A 23,549-nucleotide genomic window follows, 5' to 3' on the forward strand; every position below is an offset into this window, starting at 1 on the left:
GCGTCCGGCGCCGCGGCGGCCCGCTCTCTCAGGCGGGCACGGCGCGGGGAGCCGGACGCTCGGTGAAAGCCTTACAGCGACTTGATCGTGCCCTTCGGCAGAATGGTCGTGACGGCAGCCTTCTGCACGGTGATTTCGGTGCCTTCGGCGATTTCGACGCCGATGTAGCCTTCGGTGACCTTCGTCACCTTGCCGACGAGGCCGCCGCTCGTGACGACTTCGTCGCCCTTCGCCATGGCCGCGAGCATGTTGCGGTGTTCCTTCTGGCGCTTCATCTGCGGACGGATCATGATGAAGTACAGCACCGCGAACATCAGGATGAGCGGCAGGAAGCTCATCAGGCTCGATTCGGCGCCACCGGCACCTTGCGCGAAGGCATTGGAAATGAACGGCACGTTGGTCTCTCCGTAGGGGAAGATCGAAAAATAAGCCGGTTATTCTACCACCGGCCCCATGCGCAAACGGCTCGGCAAATGCGCTTTCGGATCAAGCTGTTAAAGCCCGAACCGATACCGTTGCGGCTTGTGTGGAAAGGCAATTGTAATGTTTGATGGCCCGATCCGGTGGTTGGACCGGGTTTTTTAGTGCGTGTCCCATTGGATATGGCTTTCTTTCAGGTCATGTCCTATGGGGCGGGCCGCCCGCCGGACAGTCAGTCGACCCCTCTCGCGCGATCCTCCGCGAAGCGCTGCCGGAACGCGTCGAACGTATGCGTTTCGATCGCGTCGCGGATCTCGCTCATCAGCTGCAGGTAGTAGTGCAGGTTGTGGATCGTGTTGAGCTGCGCGCCGAGGATTTCGCCGACCCGGTGCAGGTGATGCAGGTAGCCGCGCGAGAAGTTCCGGCACGTGTAGCACGTGCAGGTCGCATCGAGCGGCTTCAGCGAGTTCTTGTGCGTCGCGTTGCGGATCTTCACGTCGCCGAAGCGCGTGAACAGCCAGCCGTTACGCGCGTTGCGGGTCGGCATCACGCAGTCGAACATGTCGATGCCGTTCGCGACGCCCTCGACCAGGTCCTCCGGCGTGCCGACGCCCATCAGGTAGTGCGGCTTGTTGGCCGGCAGCTTCGGGCCCACGTGCTGCAACACGCGCATCATGTCTTCCTTCGGCTCGCCGACGGACAGCCCGCCGATCGCGAGGCCGTGGAAGCCGAGTTCCGCGAGGCCGGCGAGCGATTCGTCGCGCAGGTCCTCGAACATTCCGCCCTGGACGATCCCGAACAGCGCATTCGGGTTGCCGAGCCGGTCGAATTCGTCGAGCGAGCGCTTCGCCCAGCGCAGCGACATGCGCATCGAGTCGGCCGCTTCCTGGTGCGTCGTCGGCATGCCGTTGGTCGCGTACGGCGTGCATTCGTCGAACTGCATCACGATGTCGGAGTTCAGCACCTTCTGGATCTGCATCGACACTTCCGGCGACAGGAACAGCTTGTCGCCGTTGATCGGCGACGCGAACGTGACGCCGTCCTCGGTGATCTTGCGCAGGTCGCCGAGCGAGAACACCTGGAAGCCGCCCGAGTCGGTCAGGATCGGCTTGTTCCAGCCCATGAAGCCGTGCAGGCCGCCGTGCGCGTCGATCGTGTCGAGGCCCGGGCGCAGCCACAGGTGGAACGTGTTGCCGAGGATGATCTGGGCCTTGATCTCGTGCAGCTCGCGCGGCTGGATCGCCTTCACGGTGCCGTACGTGCCGACCGGCATGAAGATCGGCGTTTCGACCGTGCCGTGGTTGAGCTTCACGCGGCCGCGGCGCGCGTGGCCGTCGGTCGTCAGCAGTTCGAATTCGAGCCCGTTCGCCGGGCGGTCCTGCACGGGAGCGGGCGTGTCGTGGCTCGCGTGCGTATCGTGCGTATCGTGGGATGAACCTTCGGTCATCGTGAGTGCTCCTTGCTACCGGAAGACAGTCCGGCGCATGTTGGAAACGCCGCCGAAAGGCCGGCGGCGGTGAAAGAAACGGGGCGCGCCGGCGTGGCGCACGCAGCCGGCAAGCAGCGAATGCGGCGCGTGCCGGCGAGCATGCCCGCGCGCGCCTACGCGCCCGGCGCCTCCGGCGTGTCGCGTCGCGTGAGCAGCATCGCGTCGCCGTAGCTGAAGAAGCGGTAGCGTTCGGCGATCGCGTGCCGGTAAGCGGCGCGGATCGTCTCGACGCCCGCGAACGCGGACACCAGCATCAGCAGCGTCGATTTCGGCAGGTGGAAGTTCGTGACGAGCCGGTCGACCACGCGGAAACGGTAGCCGGGCGTGATGAAGATGTCGGTTTCGGCCTGCGTCGCCGCGAGCGGGCGGCCCGCTTCGTCGGCCGAGCGCGCGGCGGCTTCGAGCGCGCGCATCGACGTCGTGCCGACCGCGATCACGTTGCCGCCGCGCGCGCGGGTCGCGGCGATCCTGTCGACGAGCGACTGCGGCAGGTCGTACCACTCGCTGTGCATCTTGTGCTCGGCGATGTTGTCGACGCGCACCGGCTGGAACGTGCCGGCGCCGACGTGCAGCGTCAGCGTCGCGCGCTCGACGCCCATCGCGTCGAGCTTGTCGAGCAGCGGCTGGTCGAAGTGCAGCCCGGCCGTCGGCGCCGCGACCGCGCCCGGATTGCTCGCGTAGACGGTCTGGTAGCGCGTTTCGTCGGTCGCGTCGGGATCGTGCTCGATATACGGCGGCAGCGGCAGGCGGCCGTACTGCTCGATCAGTTCGAGGCACGGCGCGGGGAAGTGCAGCGTGAAGAACGGCTCGACGCGCTCGCCGACCGTCACGTCGAACGCATCGGCCAGACGCAGCGTCGTGCCGGCGCCCGGCGACTTGCTCGCGCGGATCTGCGCGAGCGCCGTGTGCGTGCCCGTCACGCGCTCGATCAGCACCTCGATCTTGCCGCCGCTGGCCTTCTGGCCGAAGAAACGCGCCTTCAGCACCTTGGTATCGTTGAACACGAGCAGGTCGCCGGGCGCGATGCACGACGGCAGCTCGGCGAAACGGCGGTCGACGAGGCGTGCGGGCTCGACGCCGCGTTCGACCTCGAGCAGGCGGCTCGCGGTGCGATCGGGCAGCGCGGTTTGCGCAATCAGCTCGGGCGGCAGATTGAAATCGAAATCGGAAAGCGTGAACATGCGGGCTGGTTCGAAGCGGCCGGCGGGCGTCGCCGGCAGGGCGGAAACGCGTAATCGGGGCGCGCGAGCCGCTATGATGACGGGATGCGCGGCCTGGCCGGCGTCGTTCGTTCGGACGACGTGAAAGCCGCTATTGTACTTGCCTTGCGAAGCACCCAGACGATCCGATGCCTGTGTCACCACGCCGTTCCCCCGCTGCCGTCGCCGATTCCGCCGATCCGTTCGACGCGGACGATGCCGCCTCGTCCGCGCCGTCCGCATCGGGCTCCGGCGCCCGCCGCGCCGGCCCGAAGCGCGGCGCCGACGGGCGGCTCGCGCAGCCCGCGGCCGCCGCGCCCGAGACCGACGGCGCCGCCGGCGACGAAGCAGGGGCGGCCGGCACGAAACGCAAGAAGAAGCCGGCCGCCGACAAACCGGTGAAAACCGCCGACAAGCTGGCGAAGCTCGGCCTCACGCGCTCGATCGATCTCGTGCTGCATCTGCCGATGCGCTACGAGGACGAAACCACGCTCACGCCGATCGGCGAACTGCTGCCGGGCGGCATCGCGCAGACCGAAGGCGTCGTGTTCGACAACGAGGTCGCGTTCCGGCCGCGCCGCCAGCTCGTCGTGAAGATCCAGGACGACGACGGCGAGCAGCTCGTGCTGCGGTTCCTGAATTTCTACGGGTCGCAGGTCAAGCAGATGGCGGTCGGCCAGCGGCTGCGCGTGCGCGGCGACGTGCGCGGCGGCTTCTTCGGGATGGAGATGGTGCATCCGGCGGTGCGGGTCGTCGAAGCGGATGCGCCGCTGCCGCAGGTGCTCACGCCCGTCTATCCGAGCACGGCCGGCGTGTCGCAGGCGTATCTGCGCAAGGCGATCGAGAACGCGGTCGAGCGCACGCCGCTGCCCGAGCTGCTGCCGCCTGAAATCGAGCGCGATTACCTGAAGCCGCTCGGCGTGCCGACGCTCGCGCAGGCCGTGCGCATCCTGCACCATCCGGGTGTCGATTCCGACGAAGCCGCGCTGATGGACGGCTCGCATCCGGCCTGGACGCGCATCAAGTTCGAGGAGCTGCTCGCGCAGCAGCTGTCGCTCAAGCGTGCGCACGAGGAACGCCGCACGCGCGCGGCGCCCGCGATGCCGCGCCGCACCGCGAGCGATGCCGACGCGCTGACGACCCGGTTCTACGCGGCGCTGCCGTTCACGCTGACGGGCGCGCAGGCGCGCGTCGTCGACGAGATCGCGCACGACCTCACGCTCGCGCACCCGATGCAGCGCCTGCTGCAGGGCGACGTCGGCAGCGGCAAGACGGTCGTCGCGGCGCTGGCCGCCACGCAGGCGATCGACGCCGGCTACCAGGCCGCGTTGATGGCCCCGACCGAAATCCTCGCGGAGCAACATGCGCGCAAGCTGCGCGCATGGCTGGAGCCGCTCGGCGTCACGGTCGCGTGGCTCGCGGGCAGCCTGAAGGCGAAGGAGAAACGCGCGGCGGTCGAGGCGGCCGCGCTCGGCACCGCGCAGCTCGTGATCGGCACGCACGCGATCATCCAGGATACGGTCGAATTCGCGCGGCTCGGCCTCGTGATCGTCGACGAGCAGCACCGCTTCGGCGTCGAGCAGCGTCTCGCGCTGCGCGCGAAGGCCGCGAATGCCGCCAATGGCGCGCGCGACTTTCAGCCGCACCAGCTGATGATGTCGGCCACGCCGATTCCGCGCACGCTCGCGATGACGTACTACGCGGACCTCGAGGTGTCGACGATCGACGAGCTGCCGCCCGGCCGCACGCCCGTGCTGACGCGCCTCGTCGGCGACGCGCGGCGCGAAGAGGTGATCGCCCGCGTGCGCGAGGCCGCGCTGACCGGGCGCCAGGTGTACTGGGTGTGCCCGCTGATCGAGGAGAGCGAGACGCTCCAGCTGCAGACGGCCGTCGAAACCTACGAGACGCTGGCCGCGGCGCTCCCCGAGTTGAAGGTCGGCCTCGTGCACGGCCGCCTGGCGCCGGCCGACAAGGCGGCCGTGATGGAAGCGTTCACGCGCAACGAAGTGCAGTTGCTGGTCGCGACGACCGTGATCGAGGTGGGCGTCGATGTGCCGAACGCCTCGCTGATGGTGATCGAGCACGCGGAACGGTTCGGCCTGGCCCAGTTGCACCAATTGCGCGGCCGCGTCGGGCGCGGCACCGCGGCGTCGGTGTGCGTGCTGCTGTACACCGGGCCGCTGTCGATCACCGGCCGCGAGCGGCTGAAGACGATGCGCGAGACGACCGACGGTTTCGAGATCGCGCGGCGCGACCTCGAAATCCGCGGCCCCGGCGAATTCCTCGGCGCGCGCCAGTCGGGCGCGGCAATGCTGCGCTTTGCCAACCTCGAAACCGACGGCTGGCTGATCGATCCTGCCCGCGAGGCCGCTGCGCGGCTGATTGCCGCGTATCCGGACGTCGTCACGCAGCATCTCGCGCGCTGGCTCGGCGCGCGCGAGCAGTACCTGAAGGCCTGATCGGCCGGCCTGGGGCCGGATCGAAAACCGCCACTCGACGCATCGCGATGCAGAGAAACTTGGCGAACCTGGGCCAGAGGGTGTATAAATTAAACCTATCGCCTGTATATCTCTGATTGACCCACAATGACCCTGACTGAATTGAAGTACATCGTCGCGGTCGCGCGCGAACGGCATTTCGGGCGCGCGGCCGAAGCGTGCTTCGTGAGCCAGCCGACGCTGTCGGTGGCGATCAAGAAGCTGGAAGACGAGCTCAACGTGCAGATTTTCGAGCGCGGCGCGAGCGAAGTGAGCGTGACGCCGATCGGCGACCAGATCGTCACCCAGGCGCAGCGCGTGCTCGAGCAGACGTTCGCGATCAAGGAGATCGCGAAGCAGGGCAAGGACCCGCTCGTCGGCCCGTTCCGCCTCGGCGTGATCTACACGATCGGGCCGTACCTGCTGCCGACGCTCGTCAAGCAAATGATCCAGCGTGTCCCGCAGATGCCGCTGATGCTGCAGGAGAACTACACGCTGAAGCTGCTCGAACTGCTGAAGCAGGGCGAGATCGACGCCGCGATCATGGCGCTGCCGTTCCCCGAAACCGGCCTGATGGTGCGGCCGCTGTACGACGAGCCGTTCGTCGTCGCGCTGCCGGCCGGCCATCCGTGGGAGAAGCGCGAGGAAATCGACGCCGAGGATCTGAAGCAGGAAACCATGCTGCTGCTCGGCAACGGCCACTGCTTCCGCGATCACGTGCTCGGCGTGTGTCCGGAACTGATGCGCTTCTCGCAGACGGCCGACGGCATCCAGAAGACGTTCGAGGGCTCGTCGCTCGAAACCATTCGCCACATGGTCGCGAGCGGCGTCGGCATCACCGTGCTGCCGCGGATGTCGGTCGCCGAGGTCGGCCCGCGCGCGAACGGCCCCGATGCCGAGCTGCTGTCGTACGTGCCGTTCAACGAACCGGTGCCCGACCGCCGCGTGGTGCTGGTGTGGCGCAAGAGCTTCACGCGGATGCCGGCGATCGACGCGATCAGCGATGCGATTACCGCGTGCGATCTGCCGGGTGTCGCGAAGCTCGACATGCCGGCCATGATGAACTGACGCACCGGCGCATGCGGGTGTGGCAGCGTGATGAACGGGGTCGCGCGACCCCGTTTATTTTTGCCTATCGCATAGATAAAATTTATCAAATTCAAATAATTGATAGATGTAGATAGAATCCTCTACATGGATCGGTGTCGAGCCGACGTGCGACATGCACGTTGAATGCAAGCGTCAAAGGAGGATGTCATGATGCGGTCGGTATTGCAGCACGCGCAGCGGAACATCCCGTCGCGCGACACGGTCGTACATCGCGCCAGGGCGGCGGTTCGCGGCCTGCGTCCGATTGCGTTCGCGTATCTGGCGGACCGTGCGTATGGCGGATGAGTGCCGCCGCACGCCGGTCCTGTGTTCTCCCGATTCACCTGCCGTCGAGCCATGAGGGAGCATCGCATGCCCGATACCCGAAAGACCGCCCGCCTCGCCGGTACGACGACTGCCGGCAGTCGCTTCCCCGAGTGCCCCGCCTGCGGCGCGTGGCAACGGGAATGCGTGCCGAAGGCGGCGTACGACATCCCGTAGTACGACAGGAGTACCCGCCTGTTCCGTTTCATCCCCCCGCAATGCTCCACGAACCGCGCCCGGCACGTGGGGGCCTACGAGCAAGTCAAGGAGAAAAAAGCATGTCGAACGAAACGAAATGCCCGTTCAACCACACCGCAGGCAGCGGCACGACGAACAAGGACTGGTGGCCGAATCAGCTGAACCTCAACGTCCTGCATCGGCATTCGGCGCTGTCCGATCCGATGGACCCGGATTTCGACTACGCCGAGGCGTTCAAGAAGCTGGATCTCGCCGCGGTGAAGCAGGACCTGCACGCGCTGATGACGACGTCGCAGGACTGGTGGCCGGCCGACTTCGGCCACTACGGCGGCCTGTTCGTGCGCATGGCGTGGCATAGCGCCGGCACGTACCGCACGGCCGACGGTCGCGGCGGCGCGGGCGGCGGGCAGCAGCGCTTCGCGCCGCTCAACAGCTGGCCGGACAACGTGAGCCTCGACAAGGCGCGCCGGCTGCTGTGGCCGATCAAGCAGAAGTACGGCCGCAACATCTCGTGGGCCGACCTGCTGATCCTGACCGGCAACGTCGCGCTCGAATCGATGGGCTTCAAGACCTTCGGCTATGCCGGCGGCCGCGTCGACACGTGGGAACCGGACGACGTCTACTGGGGCTCGGAAAAGATCTGGCTGGAACTGAGCGGCGGCCCGAACAGCCGCTACACGGGCAAGCGCGAGCTCGAAAGCCCGCTCGCCGCGGTGCAGATGGGCCTGATCTACGTGAACCCGGAAGGCCCGGACGGCAACCCCGACCCGGTCGCCGCCGCGCACGACATCCGCGAGACGTTCGCGCGGATGGCGATGAACGACGAGGAAACGGTCGCGCTGATCGCGGGCGGCCACACGTTCGGCAAGACGCACGGCGCCGGCCCGGCCACCAACGTCGGTCCCGAGCCGGAAGCCGCGGGCCTCGAGCAGCAGGGCCTCGGCTGGAAGAGCACGTTCGGCACGGGTAAGGGCAAGGACACGATCACGAGCGGCCTCGAAGTCACGTGGACGTCGACCCCGACGAAGTGGAGCAACGACTTCTTCAAGCACCTGTTCAGCTACGAGTGGGAGCTCACGAAGAGCCCGGCCGGCGCGCACCAGTGGGTCGCGAAGGATGCCGGCGAGGTGATTCCGGATGCATACGACGCGTCGAAGAAGCATCGTCCGACGATGCTGACGACCGACCTGTCGCTGCGTTTCGACCCGGCCTACGAAAAGATCTCGCGCCGCTTCTACGAGAATCCGGCCGAATTCGCCGACGCGTTCGCACGCGCGTGGTTCAAGCTCACGCACCGCGACATGGGCCCGCGTGCCCGTTATCTCGGCCCGGATGTGCCGGCGGAACACCTGCTGTGGCAGGACCCGATCCCGGCCGTCGATCACCCGTTGATCGACGCCGCCGACGTCGCCGCGCTGAAGGCGAAGGTGCTGGCGACCGGCCTGTCGGTGTCGCAGCTCGTGTCGACCGCCTGGGCGTCGGCGGCGACGTTCCGCGGCTCGGACAAGCGCGGCGGCGCGAACGGTGCGCGCATCCGCCTCGCACCGCAGAAGGACTGGGAAGTGAACCGCCCGGCCGAACTCGCGGCGGTGCTCGAAACGCTCGAAGGCGTGCGGAAGGCGTTCAACGATGCGCAGACGGGCGGCAAGAAGGTGTCGCTGGCCGACCTGATCGTGCTGGCCGGCGCGGCCGGCGTCGAGCAGGCCGCGAAGAGCGCGGGTGTCGCGGTCACCGTGCCGTTCGCCCCGGGCCGGATGGATGCGTCGCAGGAAGAAACCGACGTCGACGCGATGGCCGTGCTCGAGCCGCTCGCCGACGGTTTCCGCAACTTCCTGAAGCACGCGTACAAGACGCCGGCCGAGGCGCTGCTGGTCGACAAGGCCCAGCTGCTGACGCTGAGCGCACCGGAGATGACGGTGCTCGTCGGCGGCCTGCGCGTGCTCGGTGCGAATGCCGGCGATGCGAAGCATGGCGTGTTCACCGATCGTCCGGAAACGCTGACGAACGACTTCTTCGTGAACCTGCTCGACATGGGCACGGAATGGAAGCCGGTGTCGGCCGCGAACGACGTGTTCGAAGGGCGCGATCGCGCGACGGGCGAGCTCAAGTGGACGGGCACGCGCGTCGACCTGATCTTCGGTTCGCATGCGCAACTGCGTGCGCTGGCCGAGGTGTACGGCAGCGCGGACGCGAAGGAGAAGTTCGCGCGCGATTTCGTCGCGGCCTGGAACAAGGTGATGAACCTCGACCGCTTCGACCTCGCATGAACGCGGCCGCATCCTGACGCGGTGATGCAGTAATGCAGTAACGTGAAACGGCCGGTCCGACGACCGGCCGTTTCTTCCCTGAACGATGTCTTGTCAAAGGAGTGACGACCATGACGCAAATGATGCTCGACATGCGCGCCGCCGCGTCGCCCATTCTGCGATCGCCGGTGGAGCTGGCGCGCTACGTCGTCGGCTTCGCGATCGTCGTCGGCGGGGCGGCAGAGCTGGTTTCGCAGGCGCTGCACGCGCTCGCGCCGGTCGTGTCGGCCGCCGGCGGTTGAGGGCGAGGGCGGCAACGGATTCGCGACGCTAGACTGGCGAGTCGCGAACGGATGCCGCACGAGGCGGCATGCGGATTGCCCGATGCATTTTCGCCGGTTCAACATTTCGAATGAGGAGTCCCGAAGATGGCCAAGAAAGGCAACGCCACGCAGATCAACATCGGTATCAGCGACAAGGACCGCAAGAACATCGCGGACGGCCTGTCGCGCCTGCTCGCCGATACGTTTTCGCTGTACCTGAAGACCCACAATTTCCACTGGAACGTGACCGGACCGATGTTCAACACGCTGCACCTGATGTTCGAGGAGCAGTACAACGAACTGTGGCTCGCGGTCGATTCCGTCGCCGAGCGTATTCGTACGCTGGGCGTCGTCGCGCCCGGCACGTTCGGCGAATTCGCGAAACTGTCGTCGGTGCCGGAAGCGAAGGGCGTGCCGGCCGCCGAGGAGATGATCCGCCAGCTCGTCGAAGGGCACGAGACGGTCGTGCGCACCGCGCGCGAAATCTTCCCGATCGCCGACGCGGCGAGCGACGAGCCGACCGCCGACCTGCTGACCCAGCGCCTGCAGACGCATGAAAAGACCGCATGGATGCTGCGGTCGCTGCTCGCGTAAGCCCGGCGCCGCGGGGGCGTCAGGCCGGCCCCATGTGGGCCGGCTTCGACTCTGTCCCCGGATTGATGCCCCGCCGCGCGCCCGCGCGCAGCGGGCCGCGGCGGCCAGCCGGCCCGCCGCGACCGCCGGGCGCGGGTCGCGCCGACATGACGCGAAGCACCGCTCGGCTCTAAAATGCCGGGATTCCCTTCCCGGTGCTTCGTCATGCTTGCCCGCTTTCCCCTGTATCTGCGGCTCGTCCGGATGGACAAGCCGATCGGCAGCCTGCTGCTGCTGTGGCCGACGCTCAACGCGCTGTGGATCGCGTCGGACGGCCATCCGCGCTGGCCGCTGCTCGTGATCTTCACGCTCGGCACGCTGCTGATGCGCTCGGCCGGCTGCGCGATGAACGACTACGCCGACCGCGATTTCGACCGCCACGTGAAGCGCACGGCCGACCGGCCGCTGACGTCGGGCAAGATCCGGGCGTGGGAGGCCGTCGCGATCGCGGTCGGGCTGTCGTTCGTCGCGTTCCTGCTGATCCTGCCGCTCAATACACTGACGAAGGAATTGTCGGTCGTCGCGCTGTTCGTCGCCGGCTCCTATCCGTTCATGAAGCGCTTCTTCGCGATTCCGCAGGCGTATCTCGGCATCGCGTTCGGCTTCGGCATCCCGATGGCGTTCGCGGCCGTGCAGGACACGGTGCCGGTGCTTGCGTGGGTGATGCTGGTCGCGAACATCTTCTGGTCGGTCGCGTACGACACCGAATATGCGATGGTCGATCGCGACGACGACATCAGGATCGGCATCCGCACGTCCGCGCTGACGTTCGGCCGTTTCGACGTCGCGGCCGTGATGGCGTGCTACGCGGTGACGCTCGGCATCTACGTGTGGATCGGCGTGACGCTCGGCTTCGGCCTCGCGTACTGGGCCGGCTGGGCGGCGGCGGTCGGCTGCGCGCTGTATCACTACACGCTGATCAAGGATCGCGAACGGATGCCGTGCTTCGCGGCGTTTCGCCACAACAACTGGCTCGGCGGCGTGCTGTTCGCGGGCATCGCCGCGCATTACCTGCTGGCCGGCAACTGAACGACACACTGGCGTACCGCACGTTCGTGCGCGCGGCGCCAACAAAAAAAGCGACCCGACGGTCGCTTTTTTTACGTCCGGCGCCGGCCCGACCGGCGCCGCTGTCGCGCTTACGCGCCGCCGAGCTCGTCGCCCATTTCCTTCGCGCGCGCTTCGGCCGCGAGCGCGCCGCGCACGATCGCTTCCTTCACGCCCTGCGCGTCGAACGCCGCGAGCGCGGCGGCCGTCGTGCCGCCCTTCGACGTCACGCGTTCGCGCAGCACGCCCGCCGGTTCGCCCGATTGCGCGGCGAGTTGCGCGGCGCCCGTGAACGTCGCGACCGCGAGCGCGCGGCCCTGCTCGTCGTTCATGCCGAGACGGCGCGCGGCTTCCTGCAGCGCTTCGATGAAATAGAACACGTACGCGGGGCCGCTGCCCGAAATCGCCGTGACCGCGTCGAGCTGCGATTCGTCGTCGAACCAGACGATCTCGCCGACCGCGCCGAGCACGCTCGACGCGAGTTCGCGGCCTGCCGCGTCGACGCCCGGCAGCGCGGTCAGGCCGGTCACGCCCATGCCGACCAGCGCGGGCGTGTTCGGCATCGTGCGCACGACGCGGGCGTAGCCGCCCAGCCAGCGGGCGAGATCCGTGCCGCGGATGCCGGCCGCGATGCTGATCACGAGCTGCGACTTCAGGTGCGGCGCGAGCGTCTGCGCGACGTCCTTCAGCACCTGCGGCTTCACCGCGAGCACGATCGCGTCGTAATCGGCGAGCGTTGCGTCGACGGCCGCGCCGGTGCGCACGCCGAATTGCTGCGCGGCGCGCGCGCGGACGTCTTCGTTGATGTCGATGGCATACAGGCCGTCCGCGGCGACGCCGCGCTTGATCAGGCCGCCGATCAGGGCCGCGGCCATGTTGCCGCCGCCGATGAATGCGATTTTCATGATGTCGGGAATGAGCGAGTGAGTGAACGGAAAGGCGGAAAGGAGCGCGGCGTTCAGCGCGAGTAATCGCGCGCGCCGAAGATCGCGGTGCCGACGCGCACGATCGTCGCGCCTTCGAGCACGGCCGCGTCGAGATCGGCGGACATGCCCATCGACAGCGTGTCGAGCGGCAGGCCGTCGGCGCGCAACGTGTCGAACAACGCGTGCAGCGCGCGATGCGGCGCGCGTTGCGCGTCGGTGTCGCCGGCCGGTTCGGGAATCGCCATCAGGCCGCGCAGCCGCAGCGACGGCAGTGCGGCGACCGCACGCGCGACCTCGGCCACGTCGGCCGGCGCGACGCCGCTCTTCGACGTCTCGCCGCTGATGTTCACCTGCACGCACACGTTGAGCGGCGGCAGGTGCGCGGGGCGCTGTTCCGACAGGCGCTGGGCGATCTTCAGCCGGTCGACCGAATGGACCCAGTCGAAGCGCTCGGCGACGGGGCGCGTCTTGTTCGATTGCAGCGGCCCGATGAAATGCCATTCGAGGCTCGCGCGCAGGTCGGCGAGCGCGTCGATCTTGTCGATCGACTCCTGCACGTAGTTCTCGCCGAAGGCGCGCTGGCCGGCCGCGTGCGCGGCGCGCACGTCGTCGGCCGGAAACGTCTTCGACACGGCGAGCAGCGATACGGTGGCGGGATCGCGGCCGGCCGCGCGGGCGGCGTCGGCGATGCGGCGATGAACGGAGTCGAGACGGGCGGCGAGATCGGACATGGCGGGCACGGAAGCGGGTATGAAGCCGATGCACTGCGATCCGCGGCGCACCGATCCGCTCATTATACGGACGCCGCGCGGCCGATCGCCGCGTCATGCTCGTCGCGAATACGTCGAGTATTCGCTTCGTCGCCGTCCTTGCGCTCGGTCCTTCCGGGAGGGCAGCACAAGCTCGTGATTAGCGGGAACAGGCGCTAGCCGTACAGCAAATGCTCGACGAGCTGGACCCAGTGGACGACCGGCACCTGCGTGCCGCTTTGCAGGTGCGCGATGCAGCCGATGTTGCCGGATACGATCATCTGCGGTTCGAGCGCCTGCAGCTTCAGCAGCTTCTGCTTGCGCAACCGGTACGACAGCGACGGCTGCGTCAGCGAGTAGGTGCCGGCCGAGCCGCAGCACAGATGGCTGTCGGCCGGCAGCCGCACGTCGATGCCGAGCGTCTCGAGCAGGCGCTCGACCTTGCCGCGCGACTGTTGCCCGTGCTGCAGCGTGCACGGCGGGTGGTACGCGACCGTATGGATCGCGCGGCGCCGGGCGATCGTCGCGAGTTCGGCCTCGAACGCGAGCAGCACGTCGGAGATGTCGCGCGTCATCGACACGATGCGCTGCGCTTTCTCCGCGTAGGCCGGATCGTCGCGCAGCAGGTGCGCGTATTCGAGCACCGTCGCGCCGCAGCCCGATGCATTCATCACGATCGCCTCGGCGCCCTGTTCGACGTGGGGCCACCACGCGTCGATGTTGCGGCGCGCGTCGTCGAGCGCTTCGTCGTGATAGTTCAGGTGCAGGCGGATCGCGCCGCAGCAGCCCGCGTCGGGCGAGACGACCGTCTCGATGCCGAGCGCGTCGAGCACGCGCGCGGTCGCGATGTTGATGTTCGGCAGCATCGACGGCTGCACGCAGCCGCCGAGCATCAGCATCTTGCGCGTATGCGTGCGGTGCGGCCATTCGAGCAGCCGCGTGCGCGGCGGCACCTTGTCGCGCAGCCGCTTCGGCAGCAGCGGCCGCACGTGCTGGCCGAGCCGCATCACCGGCGAGAACAGCGCGGCGTTCGGCACGACGCTCGCGAGCACGCGGCGCATGAGCCGCTGCTGCGCGGGGCGCTCCACCTGCGCCTCCACGTGCTTGCGGCCGATTTCGACGAGTCGGCCATACTGGACGCCGGACGGGCAGGTCGTCTCGCAGCTGCGGCAGGTGAGGCAGCGGTCGAGATGCTGTTGCGTGCTGCGCGTGACGGGTGCGCCCTCGACCATCTGCTTGATCAGGTAGATGCGCCCGCGCGGGCCGTCGAGTTCGTCGCCGAGCAGTTGATAGGTCGGGCAGGTCGCGGTGCAGAACCCGCAGTGCACGCACTTGCGCAGGATCGCGTCGGCCTCGTCGCCGTCGGGCGTATTGCGGATGAAATCGGCGAGGTTCGTTTGCATCTCAGAGATCCGGGTAGAGCCGGCCGCGATTGAAGATGCGCGCGGGATCGAACGCGCTCTTCAGCCCGCGGTGGATCTTCATCATCGGCGCGGGCAGCGGCGTGAACACGCCCGCGCTGCGGTCGTAGGTGTCGCCCGCGCGAAACAGCGTCGCATGGCCGCCGGCCTGCTTCGCGCTCATGCGCACGGTTTGCGCGTCGGCGTCGGTGATCCACCAGCGCTGCGCGCCGCCCCATTCCATCAACTGGGTGCCGGGCAGGTGCATCGGTTCGGTGATCGACGGCAGCGACAGGCGCCACAGCGCGTAGCCGGGCGGGATGCCGTTGAAGAACGGATCGGTATGCTCGCGCAGGCCGGACCAGAAGCGCTCGGCCTCGACCGCGTCGACGACTTCGCCGCCGAGCAGCGTTTTCGCGGATTTCACGGCGGCTTCCGCGCCCGACAGGCGCAGCACGAGGGTGCCGTTGCGCCACGCGCTCGCGCTGACCGGCAGCGGATGGCCGCCCCATTCGTTGAGCTTGCGCACCGCGTCGGTGGCGGTCATCTCGAACTTCAGCGTGACTTCGGCGACCGGCATCGGCAGCACCTTGATCGACAGGTCGAGCATCAGCCCCAGCGTGCCGAGCGCACCGGCCATCAGCCGCGACACGTCGTAGCCGGCGACGTTCTTCACGACCTGGCCGCCGAAGCGCAGCCTTTCGCCGCGACCGTTCATCAGCGTCGTGCCGAGCACGAAATCGCGCGGTGCGCCGCAGGCGGCGCGGCGCGGGCCCGCGAGGCCGGCCGCGACGCAGCCGCCGACGGTGGCCGAACGGCCGAAGTGCGGCGGCTCGAACGGCAGCATCTGGCCGCACTCGGCGAGGACGGTTTCAAGCTGCGCGAGCGGCGTGCCCGCGCGGACCGTGACGACGAGTTCGGCCGGGTCGTACGACACGACGCCCTGAAACGCGCGCGTGTCGAGTATTTCGCCCTCGAGCGCCTGGCCGTACCAGTCCTTGGTGCCGCCGCCGCGAATCCGCAGCGGCCGGCCGTCGGCACTGGCGGCGCGGATGCGCTCGGCCCATCCGGCGACGATGTCGTCCTCTTCCATGTTCTGTTGCTTTCTCGTCTCGTTGTCCGGTCGATTGTACCGGGGTGGCGCGATTGCACATCGCGACTATCCCTAAGCCCCGTCTCGCATCCGGCCTGCCCGGGCCGGCACGCGAACGTGCCGCGCGGGCACGGCGGCCCCCCGCACCGCGGCCGGCGGTGCGGGCCGCGACCCGCGCGCCGCTCAGAAGCGCGGCAGATCGGGGTGCGGCAGCAGCCCGCCGCGCACGTGCTGGCGCCCGTATTCGGCGCAGCGCGCGCGGGTCGGGATGCCCTTGTCCGGGTTCAGCAGCCCGGCCGGATCGAATGCGCGCTTGACCGCGAAGAACGCATCGCGCTCCTGCGGCGAGAACTGCACGCACATCGAATTGAGTTTTTCGATACCGACACCGTGCTCGCCCGTCACGCTGCCGCCGAATTCCACGCAGCATTCGAGGATTTCCGCGCCGAACTGCTCGGCGCGGTGCAGCTCGTCCGGATCGTTCGCGTTGTACAGGATCAACGGATGCATGTTGCCGTCGCCCGCATGGAACACGTTGATGCAGCGCAGCCCGTAGCGCGTTTCGAGCTGCTCGATGCGCGCGAGCAGCGGGCCGATCGCGCGGCGCGGCACGGTGCCGTCCATGCAGTAGTAATCGGCGGAAATGCGACCGGCGGCCGGGAACGCGTTCTTGCGGCCGGACCAGAAGCGCAGCCGCTCGCTTTCGTTGCGCGACACCTGGATGCGCGTCGCGCCGTGTTCGCGCAGGACAGCCGTCATCCGCACGATTTCCTCGGCGACTTCTTCGGGCGTGCCGTCCGATTCGCACAGCAGGATCGCCTTCGCATCGAGGTCGTAGCCCGCGTGCGTGAAGGCCTCGACGGCTTGCGTGGCCGGCTTGTCCATCATCTCGAGCCCGGCCGGGATGATGCCCGACGCGATGATCGCCGCGACGGCCTCGCCGCCCTTGACGACGTCGTCGAAACTCGCCATCACGAGCTGCGCGGTCTGCGGCTTCGGGATCAGTCGCACCGTGACCTCGGTGACGATCGCGAACATCCCTTCGCTGCCGATCATCACGGCGAGCAGGTCGAGGCCCGGCATGTCGAGCGCGAGCGAGCCGAATTCGACGATCTCGCCGTCGATCGTCACCGCGCGCACGCGCATCACGTTGTGCACGGTCAGCCCGTATTTCAGGCAGTGCACGCCGCCGGAATTTTCCGCGACGTTGCCGCCGATCGTGCAGGCGATCTGCGACGACGGATCGGGCGCGTAATACAGGCCGTACGGCGCGGCTGCTTCCGAGATAGCGAGGTTGCGCACGCCGGGCTGCACGGTCGCCGTGCGCGCGTACGGGTCGACTTCGACGATGCGCGTGAAGCGCGCGAGCGACAGCACGACGCCGAGCGCCATCGGCAGCGCGCCGCCCGACAGGCTGGTGCCGGCGCCGCGCGGCACGATCGGCACTTCCATGCGGCGGCAGATCTGCACGACCCGCTGCACCTGCGACTCCGTCTCGGGCAATGCGACCGCGAGCGGTAGCCGGCGGTACGCGGACAGGCCGTCGCATTCGTACGGCGCCGTGTCCTCGTCGCGGTACAGCAGGCAGTGCGTCGGCAGCACGGCCATCAGCGCCTGCACCACTTCGCGCTGGCGCTGCGCGCGTGCGGCGCTCGACAGTTCGACGGGAGCGTTCATGAGGTCTATATGAACGCGTCCCGTTTGCAACAGTTTTCTCGTGTTTCGACGGACAGGATGGGCTGCAGCTCTATATCCGGCCTTGATGCAGCTGGTGCAGCCGCTGCGGGCCCCTATGAAATTCGCTGACTCGCGCCTCATTCTCCTGGCGAGCTCGAAGCCCGTCACCTCATACAGGTTTAGCGAGTCCCGGTCCTACCTGGCTTGTCATCACACTCGATTCCTGCGCAACCTTTCGACGTTCACCCTGTGTTAAACGTTGATTTTCTACCTCGCGTGGCCGATTTCAGGCTGGCTTCACGCTCACGTAGTCCTTCCGGTACGGCCGCTCATGGGCCAGTACCGCCCAGATCGTCCGTGCCATCTTGTTGGCCAGTGCCACGATCACTACATTTGCTGGCCGCCGCTTCTTCATCTGCTCGACCCATGGGCCCGGCTCTTTCGCATGGTTCAACACGCTTCGCGCGCCGTGAATCAACAGCGTGCGCAGATAGGTGTCGCCCCTCTTGCTGATGCCGTGCAAGTTCACCTTGCCGCCCGAGCCCGTCTGCTTCGGTACCAAACCTGCCCACGCGGCGAATTCGCGTCCTGAGCGAAACGCCTTCGCGTCGCCCATCATCGCCACTGCCGCCGTCGACGTCAGCAAGCCCACGCCGGGTATCTCGCTGATCGCCGCAACGGCCTTGTCTTCCTTCTTCCATTCGCGCATCCGACGTTCGATCTCGGCAATCTGCTCGTCGAGCCTCGCCAACCCGTTCCACTGTTCACGCAACGTATCGATCAGCGCTGCCGGCAGGCGCTGCTCGAGCCGGTCAAGCGCGATGGGTATTTCCTGGTCCAGCTTCGCCCGGCCACGGCTCATCACCTCGCCGTACTCCGTCATCAGCCCACGCAATCCGTTGCTCTGCATCGTGCGGAACTTCACCAACTGCTCGCGCATCCGGTGCAGCGCCAGCATCGCCTGCTGCATTTCCGTCTTCACCGCCACTGGCCGGCCCGGCTGCTGCACCGCAAGCCAGATCGCTCGCGCATCCGCTGCATCGTTCTTGTTGCGGATGTTGAATGCCTTCACGAACTCCGCTGGCATCAGCCTGACCTCGTGACCCATTTGCCTTAGTTGTCGAGCCCAGTGGTGCGCACCGCCGCACGCTTCCATCCCGATCAGGCATCGCACACGGTTCGCGAAGTACTCGAGAAACTTCGCCCGTTTGATCGGTTTGTTCACGATTTCTCCAGTTGCCTGATCGACGTAATGCACCTGGAAAACCTGCTTGGCGATATCTACGCCCACGGTCATACTATTCATCGTGGAATCCTCCGGTTGCCGGGAAATGCATGCATTTTCCACCTGGGCACTTTGATGCCGTCGGCCCGTGAGGATCCACCCCTTCTTTCTGCTCTCACGGCTCCGGGTGGGACGCGTTCATTTCAATTCTCCTGCGTGGGGCGCGCCGTCGCGCCGCCGTGTCAGCACGTGAAAATCTTGCCCGGATTCATCAGGTTGCGCGGATCGAGCGCGAGCTTGATCGCGCGCATCGTGTCGATCGCGTTGTCGCCGTGCTCCTTCGGCAGGAAGCGCATCTTGTGCAGCCCGACGCCGTGCTCGCCCGTGCAGGTGCCGCCCAGGCGCAGCGCGCGCTCGACGATCCGGTCGTTGATGTGCTCGGCTTCGGCGAGCTCCTCGGGCTTGTCGGGATCGATCAGGATCGCGACGTGGAAATTGCCGTCGCCGACGTGGCCGACGATCGGGCAGGGCAGCGACGACGCGCGCAGGTCGACCTCGGTTTCCTCGACGCACGCGGCGAGCTGCGAGATCGGCACGCACACGTCGGTCGTCACCGCGCGGCAGCCGGGCTTCAACTGCAGCATCGCGAAGTACGCGTTGTGGCGCGCGGACCAGAGCCGCGTGCGATCCTCGGGGCGCGTCGCCCATTCGAAGCCCTGGCCGGCGTTCTGGCCGGCGAGCGCCTGCACGAGTTCGGCCTGCTCCTTCACGCCGGCGTCGGTGCCGTGGAATTCGAAGAACAGCGTCGGCGCTTCGGTCAGCGTCAGGTTCGAGTGACGGTTGATCGAGCGCACCGCGAGCGCGTCGACGAATTCGACGCGCGCGATCGGCACGCCGATCTGGATCGTCTCGATCACCGTGCGGACTGCGTCGCCCATCGTCGGGAACGTGCAGATCGCGGCCGATACGGCCTCGGGCAGCGGGTGCAGGCGCAGCGTGATCTCGGTGATCACGCCGAGCGTGCCTTCGGACCCGACGAACAGCCGCGTGAGGTCGTAGCCGGCCGACGACTTGCGCGCGCGCGAGCCGGTCTTGACCACGCGGCCGTCCGCGAGCACCGCGCTCAGGCCGAGCACGTTCTCGCGCATCGTGCCGTAGCGCACGGCGTTGGTGCCCGACGCGCGGGTCGCGGTCATCCCGCCGATGCTGGCGTCGGCGCCCGGATCGATCGGGAAGAACAGGCCGGTGTCGCGCAGCGCCTCGTTGAGCGCCTTGCGCGTGATGCCCGGCTCGACCGTCACGGTCAGGTCTTCGGCGTTGATCGACAGCACACGGTTCATTTCCGACAGGTCGAGCGACACGCCGCCGCGCACCGCGAGCAGGTGGCCTTCGAGCGACGAGCCGGCGCCGTACGGGATCAGCGGCACGCTGTAGAGCGAGCACAGCGACACGACTTCGCGCACGTCGTCGGTGCTGTGCGCGAACACGACGGCGTCGGGCAGTTGCGGATCGAACGGGGATTCGTCGCGGCCGTGATGGGCGCGAACCGCGTCGGCGGTCGATACGCGCTCGCCGAAAGCGGCGCGCAGCGCATCGAGCATGGCGGGGGGCAGCGGGCGGCGCGTGGCGGCCGGCGGGGCAGGGTGGTTCACGAATGTCTCCTGACTGCTTGTCATACTGTCGGCTCATTCTACGCTGTAACGTTCGCTGCGCCTCCCGCCGCGGGCTGCGATAATCGCGTTCCAGCCAACCGGGCCGCGTGGCGGCCGCGCACGAGAGGACATTCGCATGGGCAACCGCTTGAGCAAGATCGCGACGCGCACGGGCGACGACGGTACCACCGGGCTGGGCGACGGGCGGCGCATCGGCAAGGACGACGCGCGGATCGCCGCGATCGGCGACGTCGACGAACTGAACTCGAATCTCGGCGTGCTGCTGGCCGAGGCGTTGCCGGACGACGTGCGCACGGCGCTCGTCACGATCCAGCACGACCTGTTCGATCTCGGCGGCGAGCTGTGCATTCCCGGCCACACGGTGCTCGACGATACGCACCTCGCGCGCCTCGACCAGTGGCTCGCCGACTACAACGCGACGCTGCCGCCGCTGAAGGAATTCATCCTGCCGGCCGGCTCGCGCGCCGCATCGCTCGCGCACGTCTGCCGAACCGTGTGCCGCCGCGCGGAGCGCTCGATCGTCGCGCTCGGGCGCGGCGACACACTCAATGATGCACCGCGGCGGTACGTGAACCGGCTGTCCGACCTGCTGTTCGTGCTGGCGCGCGTGCTGAACCGCGCCGGCGGCGGCGCCGACGTGCTGTGGGAGCGCGGGCGCGTCCGCTAGCCTGCCGTCGCGTTTTTGCGCACTGCGACAATTTGCCCGAGGGGCGCCTGTTTTTAAACATGTATTGTATGTGCATGTTTAACGGAGAACGAACATGACCCACATCACCGCTGACCAGATGGCCCGTGTGAAGGCCACCGCCCCCGTCCTCGCCGAGCACGGCGCGACGATCACGAAGCATTTCTATCAGCGCATGTTCGCGCGTCATCCGGAACTGAAGAACCTGTTCAACCAGACGCACCAGAAGACCGGCAGCCAGCCCGAGACGCTCGCGAAGGCCGTCTATGCGTATGCGGCGAACATCGACAACCTCGGTGCGCTGGGCGGCGCGGTGTCGCGCATCTCGCACAAGCACGCGAGCCTGAACATCCGCCCCGAGCATTACCCGATCGTCGGCGAGAACCTGCTCGCGTCGATCGTCGAAGTGCTCGGCGACGCGGTCGATGCCGACACGCTCGAAGCGTGGCGCGTCGCTTACGGTCAGCTCGCGCAGATCATGATCGGCGCCGAGGCCGACCTGTACGCGAACGCCGCGTGGAGCGGCTTCCGCCCGTTCAAGGTCGCGCGCAAGGTGCGTGAAAGCGACGAGATCACGTCGTTCTACCTGACGCCCGCGGACGGCGGCGAGGCGCCGACGTTCGATCCGGGCCAGTACATCACGGTGAAGCGCTTCGTCGGCGATCTCGGCGTCGACCAGCCGCGCCAGTACAGCCTGTCCGATGCGCCGCACGGCAAGTGGCTGCGCATCTCGGTGAAGCGCGAGGCCGGCAAGGCGGAGGCGATCCCGGCCGGCAAGGTGTCGACGCTGATGCACGACGGGGTAGAAGAGGGTGCGATCGTCGAAGTGACCGCGCCGATGGGCGACTTTTCGCTGAAGCGGGATGCCGATACGCCGGTCGTGCTGATCTCGGGCGGGGTCGGCATCACGCCGATGATGTCGATGGCGTCCACGCTGATCGCCGAGGGCAGCAAGCGCGACGTGCGGTTCCTCCACGCATGCCGTTCGGGCGCGGTGCACGCGTTCCGCGACTGGCTGAACGATACCGTCGGCGAGCACGCGAACGTCAAGCGCACGGTGCTGTACGAACTGGTCGGCCCGAACGATCGCGCCGGCATCGACCACGACCTCGAAGGGCGCCTCACGCCGGAACGCGTGCAGCAGTACGCGCTGGTGCCGAACGCCGATTACTACATCTGCGGCCCGATCGCGTTCATGAAGGCGCAGCGAGACGCGCTCGTCGCGCTCGGCGTCGCGCCGGAACGCGTGAACACCGAGATCTTCGGGTCGGGTGCGCTCGAGTAATGCGCGCACGGCGGGTTTCCGGCCGATAAAAAAGCCCGGCGCGAGCCGGGCTTCGATTTTGTCGCGTGCGGTGTCATGCAGATGGCGTCACGCGCGCAGCATCAGCGTCGCGTGATAGCGCCATACTTTTGGGTCGGCACTGACGAGCGGCATGCCCTCGTGAAGCGCCTGGGCAACCATCACGCGATCGAACGAGCCTGCTTGCGTCCGTCAGTTGCCGCTGCCGCGCGCGACGCGGCGTGCCTTGACCGACTCCGCGAGGCCTTCGAGCACCTTCACGCTGTCGTCCCACGCGATGCACGCATCGGTGATGCTCTGGCCGTAGGTCAGCGCGCAGCCTTCCTTCAGGTCCTGGCGGCCCTCGACGAGGTGCGACTCGATCATCACGCCGACGATGCGTTCGTCGCCGGCCGCGATCTGGCGGCCGATGTCGGCACACACGGGGATCTGGTTCTCGTGCTTCTTCGAGCTGTTCGCGTGGCTCGCGTCGATCATCAGGCGCGCGGCGAGGCCGGCCTTGCCGATGTCGGCGCAGGCGGCGTTCACGCTGTCCGCGTCGTAGTTCGGCGCCTTGCCGCCGCGCAGGATCACGTGGCAGTCCTCGTTGCCGGCCGTCGACACGATCGCCGAATGGCCGCCCTTCGTCACCGACAGGAAATGGTGCGGCTGCGACGCGGCCTTGATCGCGTCGACCGCGATCTTCACGTTGCCGTCGGTGCCGTTCTTGAAGCCGACCGGGCACGACAGCCCCGACGCGAGCTCGCGGTGCACCTGCGACTCCGTCGTGCGCGCGCCGATCGCGCCCCACGAGATCAGGTCGGCGATGTACTGCGGGCTGATCATGTCGAGGTATTCGGTCGCGGCCGGCAGCCCCATTTCGTTGATCTGCAGCAGCAGCTCGCGCGCGGTGCGCAGCCCTTCGTTGATCTTGAAGCTGTTGTCGAGGTGCGGATCGTTGATGAGCCCCTTCCAGCCGACCGTCGTGCGCGGCTTCTCGAAATACACGCGCATCACGATTTCCAGTTCGCCGTTGAAGCGCTCGCGCTCCTTCACGAGCCGGCCCGCGTATTCGATCGCCGCCTTCGTGTCGTGGATCGAGCACGGCCCGATCACGACGATCAGCCGGTCGTCCATCCCGTGCAGGATGCGGTGCATCGACTGGCGCGAGTGGTAGATCAGCTCGGACGCGGCTTCGGAGCACGCGAATTCGCGGATCAGGTGGGCGGGCGGCGTCAGTTCCTTGAGTTCGCGAATGCGGACGTCGTCGGTGTTGTGCGGGGGCATGCTGTTTCTCCTAATTTTTGCGGGCGCCGTTCGGTCAGTGCGTGTGCGGCAGATTCATCGATGCAGGCAATTCAGGGTGCCGGCCGGGCCGCGGGACCGCTGCGGCG

19 protein-coding genes and 1 pseudogene are annotated in these 23,549 nt (G+C 67.6%); 8 read left to right on the forward strand and 12 right to left on the reverse strand.

Features of this window, described 5'->3' with window-relative positions; all coding sequences use genetic code 11:
* Nucleotides 1-71: 71 nt before the first annotated feature.
* From yajC to queA, 3 genes are all read right to left on the reverse strand, one after another.
* A complete protein-coding gene (gene yajC, locus CFB46_RS07460; RefSeq protein WP_006476868.1) occupies nucleotides 72-395 on the reverse strand; it encodes a preprotein translocase subunit YajC in 324 nt (107 codons plus the stop codon).
* Nucleotides 396-652: 257 nt separating this feature from the next.
* The gene (gene tgt, locus CFB46_RS07465; protein WP_089499652.1) at nucleotides 653-1,867 is read right to left on the reverse strand and encodes a tRNA guanosine(34) transglycosylase Tgt; all 1,215 of its coding nucleotides are present in this window, start codon (nucleotides 1,865-1,867) and stop codon (nucleotides 653-655) included.
* A gap of 155 nt (nucleotides 1,868-2,022) precedes the next feature.
* Nucleotides 2,023-3,090, reverse strand: coding sequence for a tRNA preQ1(34) S-adenosylmethionine ribosyltransferase-isomerase QueA (gene queA, locus CFB46_RS07470; protein ID WP_089499653.1), 1,068 nt, complete (start codon nucleotides 3,088-3,090; stop codon nucleotides 2,023-2,025).
* Between the two features lie 167 nt (nucleotides 3,091-3,257).
* On the opposite strand from queA, the gene recG reads away from it, so the two are divergent.
* The 6 genes from recG (at nucleotide 3,258) to ubiA (ending at nucleotide 11,427) form a co-directional block, all read left to right on the forward strand.
* Nucleotides 3,258-5,567, forward strand: a complete 2,310-nt coding sequence (gene recG, locus CFB46_RS07475) for an ATP-dependent DNA helicase RecG (RefSeq protein WP_089499654.1) — start codon at nucleotides 3,258-3,260, stop codon at nucleotides 5,565-5,567.
* A gap of 126 nt (nucleotides 5,568-5,693) precedes the next feature.
* Nucleotides 5,694-6,653: a hydrogen peroxide-inducible genes activator gene (locus tag CFB46_RS07480; RefSeq protein WP_089499655.1), complete on the forward strand. Its 960-nt coding sequence runs from the start codon at nucleotides 5,694-5,696 to the stop codon at nucleotides 6,651-6,653.
* Between the two features lie 623 nt (nucleotides 6,654-7,276).
* A complete protein-coding gene (gene katG / locus CFB46_RS07485; RefSeq protein ID WP_089499656.1) occupies nucleotides 7,277-9,463 on the forward strand; it encodes a catalase/peroxidase HPI in 2,187 nt (728 codons plus the stop codon).
* A gap of 110 nt (nucleotides 9,464-9,573) precedes the next feature.
* The gene (locus CFB46_RS35835) at nucleotides 9,574-9,744 is read left to right on the forward strand and encodes a hypothetical protein (protein WP_175888603.1); all 171 of its coding nucleotides are present in this window, start codon (nucleotides 9,574-9,576) and stop codon (nucleotides 9,742-9,744) included.
* 126 nt (nucleotides 9,745-9,870) lie between these two features.
* On the forward strand, nucleotides 9,871-10,359 hold the full coding sequence (gene dpsA / locus CFB46_RS07490; RefSeq protein ID WP_006476862.1) for a non-specific DNA-binding protein DpsA: 489 nt from the start codon (nucleotides 9,871-9,873) through the stop codon (nucleotides 10,357-10,359).
* A 204-nt stretch (nucleotides 10,360-10,563) separates the two neighbouring features.
* The gene (gene ubiA / locus CFB46_RS07495) at nucleotides 10,564-11,427 is read left to right on the forward strand and encodes a 4-hydroxybenzoate octaprenyltransferase (protein ID WP_089499657.1); all 864 of its coding nucleotides are present in this window, start codon (nucleotides 10,564-10,566) and stop codon (nucleotides 11,425-11,427) included.
* A gap of 110 nt (nucleotides 11,428-11,537) precedes the next feature.
* On the opposite strand, the gene proC is transcribed toward ubiA, so the two are convergent.
* From proC to CFB46_RS07530, 7 genes are all read right to left on the reverse strand, one after another.
* The gene (gene proC / locus CFB46_RS07500) at nucleotides 11,538-12,350 is read right to left on the reverse strand and encodes a pyrroline-5-carboxylate reductase (RefSeq protein WP_089499658.1); all 813 of its coding nucleotides are present in this window, start codon (nucleotides 12,348-12,350) and stop codon (nucleotides 11,538-11,540) included.
* Between the two features lie 53 nt (nucleotides 12,351-12,403).
* Complete coding sequence (locus CFB46_RS07505) at nucleotides 12,404-13,102, reverse strand: YggS family pyridoxal phosphate-dependent enzyme (protein WP_027783604.1); 699 nt, start codon at nucleotides 13,100-13,102, stop codon at nucleotides 12,404-12,406.
* A gap of 194 nt (nucleotides 13,103-13,296) precedes the next feature.
* Nucleotides 13,297-14,523: a glycolate oxidase subunit GlcF gene (glcF, locus tag CFB46_RS07510; RefSeq protein WP_027783605.1), complete on the reverse strand. Its 1,227-nt coding sequence runs from the start codon at nucleotides 14,521-14,523 to the stop codon at nucleotides 13,297-13,299.
* A gap of 1 nt (nucleotide 14,524) precedes the next feature.
* On the reverse strand, nucleotides 14,525-15,613 hold the full coding sequence (glcE, locus tag CFB46_RS07515) for a glycolate oxidase subunit GlcE (RefSeq protein ID WP_089499659.1): 1,089 nt from the start codon (nucleotides 15,611-15,613) through the stop codon (nucleotides 14,525-14,527).
* Nucleotides 15,614-15,796: 183 nt separating this feature from the next.
* Nucleotides 15,797-17,290 carry an FAD-linked oxidase C-terminal domain-containing protein gene (locus CFB46_RS07520; RefSeq protein WP_027783607.1) on the reverse strand — a complete coding sequence of 498 codons (1,494 nt, stop codon included), beginning with the start codon at nucleotides 17,288-17,290 and terminating at the stop codon, nucleotides 15,797-15,799.
* Nucleotides 17,291-17,576: 286 nt separating this feature from the next.
* Nucleotides 17,577-18,596, reverse strand: coding sequence for an IS110 family transposase (locus CFB46_RS07525; protein WP_027781481.1), 1,020 nt, complete (start codon nucleotides 18,594-18,596; stop codon nucleotides 17,577-17,579).
* 161 nt (nucleotides 18,597-18,757) lie between these two features.
* Nucleotides 18,758-20,167 carry an FAD-binding oxidoreductase gene (locus CFB46_RS07530; RefSeq protein WP_027783608.1) on the reverse strand — a complete coding sequence of 470 codons (1,410 nt, stop codon included), beginning with the start codon at nucleotides 20,165-20,167 and terminating at the stop codon, nucleotides 18,758-18,760.
* A gap of 136 nt (nucleotides 20,168-20,303) precedes the next feature.
* Between CFB46_RS07530 and CFB46_RS07535 the strand changes: the two genes are divergently transcribed.
* Together CFB46_RS07535 and hmpA are read left to right on the forward strand one after the other, a co-directional pair.
* Complete coding sequence (locus CFB46_RS07535; RefSeq protein WP_027783609.1) at nucleotides 20,304-20,855, forward strand: cob(I)yrinic acid a,c-diamide adenosyltransferase; 552 nt, start codon at nucleotides 20,304-20,306, stop codon at nucleotides 20,853-20,855.
* A 94-nt stretch (nucleotides 20,856-20,949) separates the two neighbouring features.
* Complete coding sequence (hmpA, locus tag CFB46_RS07540) at nucleotides 20,950-22,158, forward strand: NO-inducible flavohemoprotein (protein WP_089499660.1); 1,209 nt, start codon at nucleotides 20,950-20,952, stop codon at nucleotides 22,156-22,158.
* Nucleotides 22,159-22,245: 87 nt separating this feature from the next.
* On the opposite strand, the pseudogene CFB46_RS07545 reads toward hmpA, so the two are convergent.
* Together CFB46_RS07545 and aroG are read right to left on the reverse strand one after the other, a co-directional pair.
* Nucleotides 22,246-22,359: pseudogene (locus tag CFB46_RS07545) on the reverse strand (type II toxin-antitoxin system VapC family toxin); the annotation flags it as partial.
* A gap of 9 nt (nucleotides 22,360-22,368) precedes the next feature.
* On the reverse strand, nucleotides 22,369-23,442 hold the full coding sequence (gene aroG, locus CFB46_RS07550) for a 3-deoxy-7-phosphoheptulonate synthase AroG (protein WP_027783611.1): 1,074 nt from the start codon (nucleotides 23,440-23,442) through the stop codon (nucleotides 22,369-22,371).
* Nucleotides 23,443-23,549: the final 107 nt, after the last annotated feature.

This window comes from Burkholderia sp. HI2761, from assembly GCF_002223355.1.
GTDB lineage: Bacteria > Pseudomonadota > Gammaproteobacteria > Burkholderiales > Burkholderiaceae > Burkholderia.

Excerpts from the sequence above, each read along its gene's own strand:
- tgt (WP_089499652.1), bottom strand. The coding sequence starts at position 1,867 with ATGACCGAAGGTTCATCCCACGATACGCACGATACGCACGCGAGCCAC.
- queA (WP_089499653.1), bottom strand. The coding sequence starts at position 3,090 with ATGTTCACGCTTTCCGATTTCGATTTCAATCTGCCGCCCGAGCTGATT.
- recG (WP_089499654.1), top strand. The coding sequence starts at position 3,258 with ATGCCTGTGTCACCACGCCGTTCCCCCGCTGCCGTCGCCGATTCCGCC.
- CFB46_RS07480 (WP_089499655.1), top strand. The coding sequence starts at position 5,694 with ATGACCCTGACTGAATTGAAGTACATCGTCGCGGTCGCGCGCGAACGG.
- katG (WP_089499656.1), top strand. The coding sequence starts at position 7,277 with ATGTCGAACGAAACGAAATGCCCGTTCAACCACACCGCAGGCAGCGGC.
- CFB46_RS35835 (WP_175888603.1), top strand. The coding sequence starts at position 9,574 with ATGACGCAAATGATGCTCGACATGCGCGCCGCCGCGTCGCCCATTCTG.
- dpsA (WP_006476862.1), top strand. The coding sequence starts at position 9,871 with ATGGCCAAGAAAGGCAACGCCACGCAGATCAACATCGGTATCAGCGAC.
- ubiA (WP_089499657.1), top strand. The coding sequence starts at position 10,564 with ATGCTTGCCCGCTTTCCCCTGTATCTGCGGCTCGTCCGGATGGACAAG.
- proC (WP_089499658.1), bottom strand. The coding sequence starts at position 12,350 with ATGAAAATCGCATTCATCGGCGGCGGCAACATGGCCGCGGCCCTGATC.
- CFB46_RS07505 (WP_027783604.1), bottom strand. The coding sequence starts at position 13,102 with ATGTCCGATCTCGCCGCCCGTCTCGACTCCGTTCATCGCCGCATCGCC.
- glcF (WP_027783605.1), bottom strand. The coding sequence starts at position 14,523 with ATGCAAACGAACCTCGCCGATTTCATCCGCAATACGCCCGACGGCGAC.
- glcE (WP_089499659.1), bottom strand. The coding sequence starts at position 15,613 with ATGGAAGAGGACGACATCGTCGCCGGATGGGCCGAGCGCATCCGCGCC.
- CFB46_RS07520 (WP_027783607.1), bottom strand. The coding sequence starts at position 17,290 with ATGAACGCTCCCGTCGAACTGTCGAGCGCCGCACGCGCGCAGCGCCAG.
- CFB46_RS07525 (WP_027781481.1), bottom strand. The coding sequence starts at position 18,596 with ATGAATAGTATGACCGTGGGCGTAGATATCGCCAAGCAGGTTTTCCAG.
- CFB46_RS07535 (WP_027783609.1), top strand. The coding sequence starts at position 20,304 with ATGGGCAACCGCTTGAGCAAGATCGCGACGCGCACGGGCGACGACGGT.
- hmpA (WP_089499660.1), top strand. The coding sequence starts at position 20,950 with ATGACCCACATCACCGCTGACCAGATGGCCCGTGTGAAGGCCACCGCC.
- aroG (WP_027783611.1), bottom strand. The coding sequence starts at position 23,442 with ATGCCCCCGCACAACACCGACGACGTCCGCATTCGCGAACTCAAGGAA.